Below are 12,644 nucleotides of genomic sequence, written 5' to 3'. Positions count from 1 at the left end.
AGCGCGTCAGGAAGACGAGTTGACCAGGCCGTCGACGACCCGCTCGATGCTGCTTATGGAGGCGAAGGTGGACTTCTTGAGCACTTCGTCGGGGAACTCGACGCCGAACGCGTCCTCGAGCGCGAGCATGACATTGACCGACGCGTGCGACGTCAGGCCCAGCTCGTACAGGTCGGCCTGATCGTCCACCTCACGCGGATCGACCGCCATCCGACCATGGGCAGCTAAGACGTCACGGATTCGGTCCTGCATCGCGCTGGCCCTCCAATTTCTGCCGTAATGCAACCTATTAGCCAGTGTCGTACTGTACCGCCGCAAACGTGACCGCGTTATCCGGAAAGTTCTCATATCGCATCAGAAATCCCGTCGGCCACAGACGAACTGAATGTGAATACGTCAGTCGCCCCGGTGCGGTATTTTCGCCCACGCAGCGGCGGTAGTGGCCATCACGCGCGGCCGACATACTTGACGACATGTACATCCCGGCCCATTTCGCCGCCGACGAGCAGGCCGTCGACGACCTGCTCACGCACCACGGAGCGGCGGACCTGATCACCGCAACACCGGAGGGCGTCGTCGCCACCATGCTGCCGTTCGTGTATGACCGCGGCGCGGGGACGCTTCGGGGGCATCTCGCCCGCAACAACGACCAGTGGCGGCGCCCGGCGGTCGGCGAGGCCCTGGTCATCGTGCGGGGACCCGATGCGTACATCTCCCCGGCCTGGTACGCGAGCAAGGCGGAGCACGGGCGCGTGGTGCCCACGTGGAACTACGTCACCGCGCACGTCTACGGGCGACTCACCGTCCACGACGACCCCGCTGGGTCGAACAAAATGTGCGTGAACTGACCGGGCGCCACGAGGCCGGGCGACCGCAATCATGGTCGGTCGACGACGCGCCGCGAGACTTCATCGAGGCTCAATTGCGCGCCATCGTGGGAGTGGAATTGTCGATCACCCGGATCGAGGCCAAATTCAAGCTCAGCCAAAATCGATCGGCTGCCGACATCGACGGCGTGGTCTCGGGTCTAATCACGGACGGGCGCGAAGACGTTGCCCTGGCCGTAGAGCGCGCACGCTCGCCGAGCAATTAACGGCGTGTGCCGTTAGCATCGACGGCCATGGCGCGGACTGCGATCGAATTGAGGCGGCACCTCGGCGCCGCCGCCCGCCTGTGGTCCGCGCCGGCCCATCACACCGTGGAAGCAGAATGGTGGACCGCCTTCAGCGGCGAGATCAGCGTCGACTACAACGTGGCCTGTTGCCAGTCGTCCGACAACGACGTGCTGGTCGACCACTGCCTCCAGCCGCTGCTCGACCTCAAGAAGCCCGGCATCGTCATGCTGGCCGGACCCGGCCTGGCCACCGCCCAGAAGCTGATCGACGCCGGCTGGGCCGTGGTGGAGGCCCTTCCCCTGATGCTGCTCGAGGGTGCCGACGCGCCCGACGTCGACGGGGCCGGGGTGCGTGCCCTGACCGAGGAGGAGCTACCCGAGGCCCGGGCCCTGCTGGCCGATACCTACAGCATGTCCGATGCCGCCGCCGCGGTGGCCATCCCCGTCCAGGCCGCGCAAGACCCGGACCTCGGGGCGTGGGGCATTTTTGACGGCGACCGCATGGTGTCCATGTTCACCGGGGCCACCGAGGACGGCCTGCTGGTGGTTTGGTCGATGGCCACCCGGCCACGCGACCAGGGCAAGGGCTACGGACGGCGGCTGCTGGCCGCCGTGCTGCGGTCCCAGTTCGAAGCGGGGATCAAGGGTTCGCTGCTGCAGTCGTCGCCGCCGGGCGAGCGCCTGTACCGCGGGCTTGGCTACCAGGTCGTCGAGTACTGGCAGCTTTGGTCACGGCCCCGCTGGATGATGGGCCGCGCCTGAACGGCCCACCGGTCGGCTAGATCCGCCCCGCGACGAAGTTCGCTGCCTGATTGACCATCCCGTTCTGCACATAGGCGACGTGCGCCGACGAATCCGTGCCGTCGGAGCAGATCGGATCTCCGGGGTTGCACAGGTCGATGGTCTTCGCCCCATACAGCGGGCTGATCGCGGTCAGCGGTGCCCGCAGCGATTTATCCCACGGATTCCCGAAGACGGCGACCGCGGCAACATGGCGAGCCACCTCCGGCGGCATCGGCGCGGGAACGAAGCCCGCGGGCGGCGCACCCGCCGCGGTGATGAGGTCTATCACGGCCGCGCCCAGGGAGTATCCACCGAGCACCATCCTGGTGTCCGAACAGTTCGCCGCCGTGGACTGGACGTAGGCGCTCGCATCTTTGGCGCCCGCGGACGCGGAGCTGGCCAATTCGCTGCTCTTGCTGGTCGCAGGGTAGTCGACCGCGTACACCGCGACGGATTTCCCCACCAGCTGCGGACGCAGCGAATCGACGAACGTCTGCCCGATCACGCCCAGCCCGGGTGGGTCATCGCTGCCGCGAGCAAACACCACCTCGATGTCGGGACATGGCGCCGCAGCGGCGGTCGAAGGCATGCTGATCACGGCGTTTGGCACCGCGCAGGTAGTCAGCAGCGCGGCGCCGAGGAAACGAGCGATCATGCGGACGCTCACGTCGTTCATATTGACACATTGCGGCAATCCGCGGCCGCGGAAGCCGAGCGCGGCTGGACGACAGGAGTTTTCGCGTCATGCCTCGTGACCTGCGCGGGTGCGCGAGAATAGCGAGCGTGCAGCAGCCGCGAGAAGGCGTGACAGGACGCGACGTGCTCGGTGCGGTGCTGGACCACGCCGAACGGGCCCCGGATGTGCCCGCAGTCAAGGACTTGGATCGCGCGTTGACCCGGGGCGAATTGCGCGCCGCGGCCGGGGCGGTCGCCGCCGGCTTGCTTCGGAAAGGCGTCGAGCCCGGGGATCGGGTCGCCCTGTTGATCGGTAACTCGGCGGACTTCGTGGTGGCGGCGCTGGGCTGCCTGTGGGCCGGGGTCACGTTCGTGCCGCTGGCCATCACCGACCCGGACATCCGCCGCGAGCAGATCGTCACCGACTGCCGGCCCGCGCAGGTGATCACCGCGGGCCCTGACCAGACGGCGCCCCCGGGGGGACTTCCGGCCGGCACGCCGTGGACCTCCGTTGCGGAGCTGAGCGCCGCCGACGGGCACCCGCCAGAACCGGTGATCGGCCCCGTCTCCTACATCATCTATACGTCGGGGACGACCGGCATCCCCAAGGGAGTCCAGATCCCCCCGGGGGCCTTCTACACCGCGGTCCAGGCGTGCGCCGACGCCGTGGGACTCAGCGCGGACGACCGATGCCTGTGCGTTTCGCCCGTGCACTTCGACGGGTCGTTCTCCGCCATGTTTCCCCCGCTGGTGCGGGGCGTCCCGCTCGTCATTCCCGACCGCGAGGCCCTGCTGTTCCCCCGCAGGTTCTTTTCGATCGTCGCCGACGAGGGCATCACGGCGACCAGCTTCTCCCCCAGCTACCTCCGATTGCTCCGGGCAAGCGGCCGGCTCGATCGGCTGGCCGACACCGCGCTGAGGGTGATCGCGTTGGGCGGCGAGGCGCCGTCCAGCGCCGACATCAGGGCGGTATGGGCCGCCAGTCCCAGACTGCGGGTGGTGAACCGGTACGGCCCGACCGAGACGACGATCGCCGTCGCGCATCTCGAACTGACGCCCGAGTTGCTCGACGCGGGACCGGTACCGATCGGTCATCCGCACAGCGGGAGCTCGTTTCACCTTGTTGACGAGCGCGGCGGCCTGATCGATCGCACCGGAGCGGTCGGCGAGCTGTACATCGGCGGTCTGCAGCTCATGGCCGGATACCTGAACGACCCGGCGCTGAGCGCGGCCGTGCTCCGGACGGACGTCGTCGAGGGAACCACCGTCTACCGCACCGGTGACCTCGCCTTCCGCGACGACCGGGGCAACTACATATATATGGGGCGTTCCGACCGCGTCATCAAGCGACATGGCGTGCGGTTGTCCCTGGTCGAGGTGACCGAGGCGCTCGGTGGCCTGAACGGGGTGGCATCGGCGGCGTGCACGACCTTCGACCTGCAGGGGGACCTGGGAGTCGTCGCGTTCGTGGTACCGGAGGGCGAACTCACCCCGATCGCCGTCCGTTCGGCCGCCAGCGAACGGCTCCCGGAAACGATGCTGCCCGATCAATTCGTCCTGGTGGCCAACCTGCCCCTGACGTCGTCCAGCAAGGTGGACGAGCGACGGCTGCTGAAGGAGGCCGGCCTGTCTCCGCCGAACACCGGGGCCTGAGCGGTCGTTGCAAGTCGTTTACACGGAAATGGCCTGACTACAGTATTTGAACCCGGTGCCTGGGCTACGATCGCCGCGTGGAGGCGAGGGCAACTGGCACGGCCTCGGGGGAAACCTACGAACAGCTGGTCCGGCGCCAGCGTGCCCAATTGCAAGATACGTATCTGCAGGGGGTACGCCGGCTGCGCTGGGACGCCGGGCGGCTCGCCGCAGAGCGCGAACGGCGGCTTCGAGAGCTGCTCGTGCACGCCGCCGAACATTCGCCGTTCTGGCGGGAACGACTGGCGGGGCACGATCTGGCGAATTTCACCGAGGCCGACCTGCCCTCTCTGCCGATCCTGACCAAGGCCGAAATGATGGAGGAGTTCGACCGGCTGGTCACCGTCCCCGGGTTGACACGTGCCCGGGTCCAGCAGCACCTCGACGAGCTGAGCGGGGACGGCTACCTCGACGGCCAGTACCGGGCGATCATCACGTCGGGCTATGTCCAAGCCCCGTCACTCCACGTCTACGGCTGGGACGCGTTCGTCACCTTCGTGATGCAAGGCTCGCGGTGGACCGGGCGACGCGGCGAGGACCCGGACGCGGTGCTGGCGCAGTGCTTCAGTTGCAGCCCCAAGCACGAATCCGGGATCTTCTACGCCTTCAGCACCTTTGAGAGCGGCGGACCCACCTCGCACTGCTGCGATGCCACGCTCCCCCTGGATAAGATCGTCGACCGCCTCAACAACGCCCGTCCCGCCGTGCAGGCGCTGCAAGGGTGGCCGAGCCTCATCCGCGAGCTGGCCCTGGAGGCGATGAAAGGGCGGCTCACCATCGAACCGACCTGGGTGAGCGTCGCGGGGGAGCTCTGCACGCCGCCGGTGCGGGAGGCGGTTCGGGCCGCGTGGGGGATCGAGGCCTCGGAGTTCTGGGGATGCTCGGAGGGGACCTACGCCTTTCCGTGCGGCGTCGGCGAGGGCATGCACGTCGCGGACGATCTGGTCATTCTCGAACCGGCGGATGCCGACGGCAACATCGTGCCATTCCGGCAACCTGCGGATCGGATGCTGCTGACCAACCTGTTCAACCTGGACCAACCGCTGATCCGCTACGACATGGTCGACGCCGTGACGATGACCGACGAACCCTGTCCGTGCGGCTGCGCCCACCGCCGCATCCTCTCCGTCAACGGCCGGATCAACGGAGCCTTCGAATACGAGGGCGGTGCTCGGGTGCCGCGCGCCGCCGTCGAGCAAGCCGTCGTGACCACCCCCGGTGTCGCCAACTTCTCCGTCGGCAAGGCGCAGCACGGTCTCGACGTGTCGGTGGTGACCGACGGTTCCTCCGACCTGCAGCGCCTGCAGAACGACCTGGTCGACGTGCTCCGCCGGTACGGCGGGCCGACCTCGGATGTCCGGGTGCGCGAGGTGGAATTCATCGAGCGGCTGTCGAGGGGGAAGTGCCGGCAGTTCGACCCGGGTGATTAGCCGGCCATAGCCTTGTCCAGCGCCTGATCGATGTCAGCGATGATGTCGTCGATGTGCTCGATACCGATCGACAGGCGGATCGTCTCCGGCCGGATGCCGGCCTTCGCCAGTTCCGCATCGGACAGCTGGCGGTGCGTGGTCGACGCCGGATGGATGGCCAGGGTCTTGGCGTCGCCCAGATTGAGCAGCCGCTTGATCAGCTCGAGGGCGTCGAAGAAGGCCAGTCCCGCCTCGTAGCCGCCCTCGGCCCCGAACGTGACGATGGACGGCACGCGCCCGCGAAGGTAGCGCCCGACTAGATGGTGGTGGGGATGGTCGGGGAAGCCGGCGAAGCTCACCCAGGCCACCCGGGGATCGGCGGCCAGGTAGTCGGCCACGGCCCGGGCGTTGGCTTCGTGGCGCTCGAGCCGCACGGCCATCGTCTCCAGGCCCTGCAGAAGCATGAACGCGTTGAAGGGCGACAGGGTGGCGCCGCTGTTGCGCAGCTGGATGGACCGGGCCCGCACCACGAAGGGCCGCTCGGGGAAGTCGCGGGCGAAGACCACACCGTGGAAGGCGGGCTCGGGCCGGTTGAACAGGGGGAAGCGATGGGGATGGTCGGCCCACGGGAACCGGCCGCCGTCCACGATGGCCCCGCCGAGGGTGGTGCCGTGGCCGCCCACGAACTTGGTCAGCGAGTGGACGACCACATCGGCCCCGTGCTCGAAGGGCTTGAGCACGAGCGGCGTGGCCACCGTGTTGTCCACGATGAACGGCACCCCGGCCGCGTGCGCCACCGCGGCCACGGCCTCGAGGTCCACGATGTTGCCCGCCGGGTTGCCGATGGTTTCGCAGAAGACGGCGCGGGTGTCGTCGTCGATGAGGCGGGCGATCGACTCTGCCCGGTCGTCGGCGGCGAAGCGGGCCTTGATGCCCAGGGTGGGCAGCACGTGTGCGAAGTACGTGAAGGTGGCCCCGTATAGCTGCGGGGCGACAACGATGTTCGAGCCGGCAGTGGCCACGGTCAGGATGGCGTAGCTGACGGCGGCCATGCCCGAAGCCACCACCAGGGCCGCCGTCCCCCCTTCCAGGGCGCAGATGCGCTGCTCGAGGACGTCGAGTGTCGGGTTGTTGAGCCGGTTGTAGTGGAAGCCCGGCGTCTCGAGGTCGAGCACGGCACCGGCGTGGGCGGCGCTGATGAAGTCGTGGGCCACCGTTTGGTAAATCGGGACGGCTACGGCCCGCGTCCCGTCGGCGGTGTAGCCGCCGTGGATTGCGATGGTCTCGTCGTGCATCCTCTCCGCGCTCCTCTTCTCAGATCGTCGCCAACAGGTTGGCGTACATACACAGGGCCGCGCCCCGCCACCGCCATGGGGCGCGGGCGCCGATCTCGTCGAAGGGGAAAGCAGCCACCAGGGCCGGGTCCCGTTCGCCACCTATCACCCGCTCGTGCAGCCGGCGAAGACCATCCCAGTCCGAGCCGGTCACGCAATCCCTTGGGAGGCAGGGCAATTCGTCGTGCTCGCGGGCGGCGTAGCGCCGCACGTCCCGACCGTACTCGCGCACCAGGCTCGACGGGTCGTACTCGGGATGCGCCTGAAACAGCACCACCTGGGAAATCCCCACCGTCTTGGTGACCACGCTCCAGCCCACCTCGGCCGACTGCAATGCCACCGCGTAGCCGGCGGCCGCCACCGTCTCGGCGGGCACGGCGTTGAGCCGGGAATGGGGCAGGACGAGGGGACCGTCCAAGCCGGCTGCCAGGGGGTGGGACCGGTCAGCCTCCTGGGCGAAGACGCCTGTGCACTTGACCGGCAGGGTGGTCCGTTCGATGCCGTCGAAGACTGCCAGGGCGGCATGGGCCGACAGGCAGGACAGCACCATGGCGGGCACGTTCTCGCTCCCCCACTTCAGCAGGCCGTGCAGATCGGACCAGTAGGGCTCGTCCTCGATACGGGACTCGATCGGGTTGGAGCCGGTCACGATCAGCAGGTCGGGAGGGTTCGAAATGATGTCCTCGAGGGGTCGGTAATCGGCGGCGATGCGGGCGCTGATCCGCTCCCCCCGCGGCACCCCGACCATGGTGTGACGGGTGACGGCGACCGTGTCAGACCCGGACCCGGCGCCCAGCAGCCCCATGAATTGTCGCTCGGTAGCGCCGAACGCGGCATCCGGCATGTTGTTGACCAGGGCGCACGTCCAGCGCGCCGGTCCCTCGATCCGGTCGGTCGGATCGAGGTCCCCTGCCAGTTGAACGCCCATCGCCGTCAATGCCTGACATCGGTGTAGGTGACGGTGACCTCCTGGTGGAGGAGCCGGTAGGCCGCCTGCAACTGCTCCTCGTCGTCGGCCGAGCCGACCACCGCGACGATGTGGTTGCCGGAGCCGTCCCGCCAGTCGAGGTAGGCGCCCGGGCGCTGGTGGACGCTCACCGTGTCCACTCCGGCTTGGTCGCTGAAGTCGTTGATGCCCTCGATGGACGTCACCGTGGCCGAGACGGTCGGCGGCTGGAGGAAGAAGCGGTAGCCGATGCGGTCGGTGGCCACCGGGCCCTCGACGCGGACCGGCTCGCCCAGGGCCACCCGCAGGGTGAGGTCGAGCAGGCTGATGCCGGCGGCGCGCTTGAGCATCTCGGGCACACCGCCGCCCAGCCGCCCGTTGACCTCGATGATGCGGGGGCCGTCGGGGGTGAACTTGACCTCGGTGTGCAGGCAGCCGGTGCGTACCCCGAGGGCGTCGATGGCGCGGGTGGCGAGGTCCAGGACGGCCGAACGACTCTCCGCGTCGAGCGCGGCGGGGATGAAGAACCCCGTCTCGCGGAAGTTCTCGGCCGGCGGGAAGCGGCCGGTCAGGGCCAGGTGGCTGACGACGCCGTCGGCCACCACGCTCTCGACCGAGACGTAGCCGGCGTACGGGCCGCCGGCCCGGGCCGGATCGTCGGCCAGATAACCCTCGAGCACCATGTCGCGGCGGCCCGGGCCGAGCGCATTCAGCAGCTTCTCGAGTTCGGCGCCGTCGCGGGCCAGGAAGGTGCAGCGGCTGCCCTGAGCCGAGCGGGGTTTGAGGACGGCGGGCCACCCCACCTGGGCCTCGACGGCCCGCAGCTCGCGCTCGGACTGGTCAGGGCGGATGAGGTGGCACGGGGGGATTTCGACGCCGGCGTCGGCCAGGGCCCGGCGCTGGCGGGCCTTGTCGGTGAGGGCGGCGGCGGTGGCCGGGCTGTGGAAGGGGAGGCCGAGTCCCTCGGCCACATGGGCCAGTTCGACCATGCCGGCGTCGAGGTAGGTGGTGATGCCGTCGGGCTCCCAGTCGCCCAGAATCTTGACCGCCTGCTCCGCGCTCATGCCCTCCAGGTCAACGACGGGGCCGAATCGGTTGAGCAGATCGACCATCTCGCCCATCCCCGGCACTGCCGTGTCGATCAGCCACAGCAGGTCGCACAGGCGGGCGGCCGCTTCGGCCAGCTGCATCACGGGGACGCAACGCGGCCCGTAGCCGACCGCCACCAGCGGCCGCGGTCGTCCGGTCGGGGAATCCGTCATGGGCTCAGCCGATCACGGCCTCGACGCAGTCCTGCGCGTCGTACACGGCCCGGAGGCGGCTGCGGGGTGAGGGCAGGTAGTGGGTGAAGTAGCGCACCCCCTCGGTGAGCACGCCCAGCAAGGAGAGGGTGGGCTGGAGCCGGCCCTCCGTGTCGTAGGGGTGGAAGTCCTCGTTGATGGCCACGCTGCCCACTGGCGTGTCACCGTAGGTGAGCTGGGTCAGCCTGCCCTTGGCGTACAGACGGTTCAGCAGGGGCGAGCCCGACCGGGCCAGCGAGGGCATGTCGAGGTAGCCCCGAACCACCCCGTCGGCCGTCAAGGCCGTCGGCTCGTCGAGGGCCGTGGAGCTCAGGCGCACGCCGTCGCCGCACGCGGCCAGCTCCGGGCTGGGCCCGAGCGGGATCCGCACCACTCCGGCGTCGAGCAGGGCCAGCAACTGCTGCGACCGCATGGGTGGCACGCCCGCCTCCAGCCGGTTGATGCGACCCCGCACGTTGGACTGAAATTCGACGTAGGAGTCCAGCGAGAGGCCGCCGAACTCGATGACCGAACGCAGCTTGTCGCGCAGGATGCGCAGCACCTCCTGGGCCGCCTTGACGGGGCTGCCCCCGGGTAGCAGGGCCTCGGTGAGGTCGTCGTCGATCATGTCGTAGACCTGGCTCTGGTAGTCGCCGGCCGAGGTGTAGTGGCGGTCCGAACCGGCGAAGAGGTGAGTGGCCGGATCGAAGCGGCCGTAGCGTGGCTCGAGACCGTCGACGACCTTTTCGTAGTGTCCGTCCAGCCAGCCTTGCCGAAGGACGGAGCGGACCTCGGTGGACTCGACGTCGCCCCCGGCCCGCGAGGCGGCCTGGATGTAGTAGCGCGCCTGCATCTCGGCGAAGATCAGCGGGAGAAGCTCGGCCCGGAAGTCCACGTGCCGGCGCACCGGCGATCCGCCCGGATTGGTCAGCGCCGCAAACTCCTCGGTGGTGCACACCACCGGCTGGTACTGGCCGTACGGGTCGACCCCCGTGGCCGACTTGGCGCAGTAGGGCGCGCCCGAGCGCGAGTAAAGCGTGATGGTCGGCTCGCTGCCCGAGGGCACATACCGCATGCGGTCACCCCGGTCGCACCGGTCCACGAAGGTCCCGCCTCGTCCGACCGTGAGCGCGGTCAGGACATCGAAGCAGACCAGGCCCATGCCCGCCACGGCCACCGAGGATCCCGCCGGAGCGCTGCGGTCGAGGCACTCGATCGGGTAGGGCTGCAGGTAGCGCACGCCCCCGTCGGCCCCGCGCTCGTGGTTCCAGGTGTGCCCCGACGTCAGCACCACGTGGTCGACGGTGAGGGTGGTGCCGTTGTCGAGCAGCACCTCCTCGTGCCCGTGGAGGGCCGGCGAGATGTCGACGGCCGCCGCGTAGTGCCGGACGATTTCGAGGTTGGGCGGGGCGTAGGACACCAGCGTGTCGTAGAACCAGACCAGGTACTCGCCCATCAACCGCCGCGGCAGATAGTCGGTGGGCAGGATGGGGTCACCCCCGGCGCCGATGCGGCATTCGTAACCCATCCAGCGGTAGCCGCGGACCACGGCCCACGGATGCAGTCCCACCGCGTAGGGCGGCAGCGGGTCCCCGTCGGGGGCGACGTACAGGGAGAGCTGGCCGCAGGCGTTGTTGAGCACCAGGAAGTCGGGCTGCTCGGCGGAGTAAACGCCGCCCCCGAGTTGAGCGGGCTCAATCACGTGCACCCGCACCGGCGTGTTTACCCGCCGGGCCCGGCTCACCGTGCGCTCGAGGACGCAAAGACCCCATGCGCCGAGCCCGACGATGGCCATCTCGATCATCGGACACTTCCCATACACGCCACCTCAGCTCGGCGGCCGCTGGCTGATCTCTGCGTTCGAGACCGGTTCGGCCGGTTTTCCTGGATTGCGGCCGCGGTGAGTCGGCGGACCGCGTCGACGAGTTCGTCGACCACGTGGGTCGGGGTGGCGAAAGAGGTGACGAAACGGACGACACCCGGTTCCCACCGGCCGTGGTAGAAGTCGTAGCCCTGCTCGAGCAGTCCGTCGATGACCTGCAGGGGCAGGCGGCAGAAGAGGATGTTCGCCTCCGGCGTGCCCGCAACGCGAGCGCCGGCAATGGAATTCAGACCCCCGTAGAGCCGCGCGGTCATGGCATTGGCGTGCAAGGCATTTCGCAGCCACAGGTCGTCGGCCAGGTAGGCGTCGAGTTGGGCTGCGGCGAAACGCATCTTGGCCGCGAGTTGTCCGGCGCGCTTGGCCCGGAAACTCAGCTCGGTGGTCAGGGAGCGGTCGAACACGACGATCGCATCGGCGGTGATGCTCCCATTCTTGATGGCGCCGAAGGACAACACGTCCACGCCGGCGCGCCAGGTCAGTTCGGCGGGGCTGCAGCCCAACGCGGCGACGGCGTTGGCCAGGCGGGCCCCATCCAGGTGGACGCGCAGGCCCGCACGCTTCGCGATGGAGGCCAGGCGTCCGATCTCGGCGGGGGTGTATACCGCGCCGGTCTCGGTTGACTGGGTGAGGCTCAGCACGGCGGGTTGCACGCTGTGCATGTCCCCGACCTTGCGGTGCACCGCGGCCTGCAGCTCGTCGGCGTCGATCTTGGCGTTATCCCCGCCCAGGGCAATGAGTTTGGCGCCCCCTGTGAAGAATTCCGGGGCGCCGCACTCGTCGTTGTTGATGTGGCTGTCGCGGTGGCACAGCACGGCGCCCCATGGTGGGGTCAGCGCGGCCAAGCTCAACGCGTTCGCCGCCGAGCCGGTGGAAACGGGAAGCAGATCGACGTCGCAGCCGAAGACCTCGCTGAAGCGGCGCCGGGCGCTGGACGTCCAACTGTCGGTGCCATAGGGCGGTGCCTGCCCGGCTGCCGCCGCAGCAATGGCCGCGATGATCTCGGGTGCACCCCCCGCGGTGTTGTCGCTGACGAGGGAGCGGCATGGCCTCATGGCGATCACGGTCCCGTGTCGTCCGCGCGTAACCGGAGCTTCGGTATCAGGCCCAGCTGGACCCGACGGCGCTGTCCGTGCTGGACATGTTGCTGCCCGCCGTCTGCACCTTCTGGCCGTGCGCGTTGGCCTGCTCGTAGATCACCTGGAAGTTACGACCCAACTGGGTGATGAACTCCTGGCAGGCCACCGAACCGGCGCCACCCCAGAAGTCACCAGCAGCCAGCACATCGCGAACGATGGACTGGTGCTCGGCCTCCAACGACGCGGCCTGGGCGCGAATCGTCGCACCATGGGCATCCACATCGCCAAACTGGTAATTGATGGTCATGTTCATGTCTCCTTGGTTGAAAAGTTTTGGGGCAGAAGGTCTTCGGGCTAGCTGCCGAGGATCTGCTGGGAAGCCTGCTCTTGCTGCTCGTAGTTGTTCGCGTCGCGGATCAGCCCGTCGCGCACACCGTGCAGCATGTTCACGAT

13 protein-coding genes and 1 pseudogene are annotated in these 12,644 nt (G+C 68.7%); 5 read left to right on the top strand and 9 right to left on the bottom strand.

Annotated elements, in window-relative coordinates; translation table 11 throughout:
* Positions 1-6: 6 nt before the first annotated feature.
* Entirely contained in the window at positions 7-252 is a 246-nt protein-coding gene (locus tag AWB92_RS19040) for an acyl carrier protein (RefSeq protein WP_068110477.1), read from the bottom strand.
* 221 nt (positions 253-473) lie between these two features.
* On the opposite strand from AWB92_RS19040, the gene AWB92_RS30630 reads away from it, so the two are divergent.
* From AWB92_RS30630 to AWB92_RS19030, 3 genes are read left to right on the top strand one after another with little or no spacing between them, the layout of a single operon-like run.
* A complete protein-coding gene (locus AWB92_RS30630; protein ID WP_241523517.1) occupies positions 474-848 on the top strand; it encodes an FMN-binding negative transcriptional regulator in 375 nt (124 codons plus the stop codon).
* On the top strand, positions 836-1,093 hold the full coding sequence (locus AWB92_RS30625; protein WP_241523516.1) for an FMN-binding negative transcriptional regulator: 258 nt from the start codon (positions 836-838) through the stop codon (positions 1,091-1,093). The genes AWB92_RS30630 and AWB92_RS30625 overlap by 13 nt, the downstream gene beginning before the upstream one ends.
* 27 nt (positions 1,094-1,120) lie before the next feature.
* Positions 1,121-1,876: a GNAT family N-acetyltransferase gene (locus tag AWB92_RS19030; protein ID WP_085188426.1), complete on the top strand. Its 756-nt coding sequence runs from the start codon at positions 1,121-1,123 to the stop codon at positions 1,874-1,876.
* 16 nt (positions 1,877-1,892) lie between these two features.
* Here the strand turns inward: AWB92_RS19030 and AWB92_RS19025 are convergent, their stop codons facing one another.
* A complete protein-coding gene (locus AWB92_RS19025) occupies positions 1,893-2,573 on the bottom strand; it encodes a cutinase family protein (protein WP_193791411.1) in 681 nt (226 codons plus the stop codon).
* Positions 2,574-2,680: 107 nt separating this feature from the next.
* Here AWB92_RS19025 and AWB92_RS19020 point away from each other — a divergent pair, with 107 nt between their 5' ends.
* Together AWB92_RS19020 and AWB92_RS19015 are read left to right on the top strand one after the other, a co-directional pair.
* Entirely contained in the window at positions 2,681-4,225 is a 1,545-nt protein-coding gene (locus AWB92_RS19020; RefSeq protein WP_158090387.1) for an amino acid adenylation domain-containing protein, read from the top strand.
* Positions 4,226-4,302: 77 nt separating this feature from the next.
* Positions 4,303-5,694, top strand: a complete 1,392-nt coding sequence (locus AWB92_RS19015) for a phenylacetate--CoA ligase family protein (RefSeq protein ID WP_085188422.1) — start codon at positions 4,303-4,305, stop codon at positions 5,692-5,694.
* Here AWB92_RS19015 and AWB92_RS19010 read toward each other — a convergent pair.
* The 7 genes and pseudogenes from AWB92_RS19010 to AWB92_RS18980 form a co-directional block, all read right to left on the bottom strand.
* A complete protein-coding gene (locus AWB92_RS19010; RefSeq protein WP_085188420.1) occupies positions 5,691-6,968 on the bottom strand; it encodes an O-acetylhomoserine aminocarboxypropyltransferase/cysteine synthase family protein in 1,278 nt (425 codons plus the stop codon). The genes AWB92_RS19015 and AWB92_RS19010 overlap by 4 nt on opposite strands.
* Before the next feature lie 19 nt (positions 6,969-6,987).
* Positions 6,988-7,935 (bottom strand): homoserine O-succinyltransferase, encoded by a 948-nt coding sequence (locus tag AWB92_RS19005; protein ID WP_085188418.1) that lies wholly within the window; start codon positions 7,933-7,935, stop codon positions 6,988-6,990.
* Positions 7,936-7,940: 5 nt separating this feature from the next.
* Positions 7,941-9,215: a hypothetical protein gene (locus tag AWB92_RS19000; RefSeq protein WP_085188416.1), complete on the bottom strand. Its 1,275-nt coding sequence runs from the start codon at positions 9,213-9,215 to the stop codon at positions 7,941-7,943.
* Between the two features lie 4 nt (positions 9,216-9,219).
* Positions 9,220-11,037 carry an FAD/NAD(P)-binding protein gene (locus AWB92_RS18995; RefSeq protein ID WP_085188414.1) on the bottom strand — a complete coding sequence of 606 codons (1,818 nt, stop codon included), beginning with the start codon at positions 11,035-11,037 and terminating at the stop codon, positions 9,220-9,222.
* Positions 11,034-12,167, bottom strand: a complete 1,134-nt coding sequence (locus AWB92_RS18990; protein ID WP_085188412.1) for a beta-eliminating lyase-related protein — start codon at positions 12,165-12,167, stop codon at positions 11,034-11,036. The genes AWB92_RS18995 and AWB92_RS18990 overlap by 4 nt, the downstream gene beginning before the upstream one ends.
* A gap of 46 nt (positions 12,168-12,213) precedes the next feature.
* Entirely contained in the window at positions 12,214-12,498 is a 285-nt protein-coding gene (locus AWB92_RS18985; RefSeq protein WP_085188591.1) for a WXG100 family type VII secretion target, read from the bottom strand.
* Between the two features lie 47 nt (positions 12,499-12,545).
* Positions 12,546-12,644 (bottom strand): annotated as a pseudogene (locus AWB92_RS18980) (WXG100 family type VII secretion target); the annotation flags it as partial.

The organism is Mycobacterium sp. IEC1808, from assembly GCF_002101935.1.
In the GTDB taxonomy this organism is placed as follows: domain Bacteria; phylum Actinomycetota; class Actinomycetes; order Mycobacteriales; family Mycobacteriaceae; genus Mycobacterium.
The sequence above is the reverse complement of the archived record's forward strand: the minus strand, read 5'-3'. Positions and strand labels throughout refer to the sequence as shown.